Annotated in this window: 1 protein-coding gene; it reads left to right on the top strand. The window is 63.7% G+C overall.

Annotated elements, in window-relative coordinates:
- The coding region (locus WDW90_RS38630) for a Crp/Fnr family transcriptional regulator (RefSeq protein ID WP_336492937.1) at positions 1-322 on the top strand (322 nt) is incomplete at both ends.

The raw sequence follows: 322 nt of genomic DNA, 5'->3' as shown, positions 1-322 counted from the left end.
CCTGATCGGAACCTACCCCGGCATCGGCCGAGCCATGTGGTGCGTCACCCACACGGAACTGAGCCTCTCGCGCGAGTGTCTCGTGAACGAAAGCCGGCCGGCCGAGAAGCGCCTGGCCCACCACTACTGCGAGTTGCTGGTCTGCCTGCGGGCCGTGGGCTTCGCGAGCGAGAACAGCTTCGAACTCAAGCTGACCCAGATCGATCTGGCCGACTCGCTGGGCATCTCGCACGTCCACATCAACCGCATTCTCCAGGGGCTGCGCTCGAAGGATCTTATAGTTGTGTACAACCAGCGGCTGACGATCCCCGACGTGCCACGC

The sequence above is a fragment of the Methylobacterium nigriterrae genome, from assembly GCF_037106235.1.
Taxonomy (GTDB): domain Bacteria; phylum Pseudomonadota; class Alphaproteobacteria; order Rhizobiales; family Beijerinckiaceae; genus Methylobacterium; species Methylobacterium nigriterrae.
The sequence above is the reverse complement of the archived record's forward strand: the minus strand, read 5'-3'. Positions and strand labels throughout refer to the sequence as shown.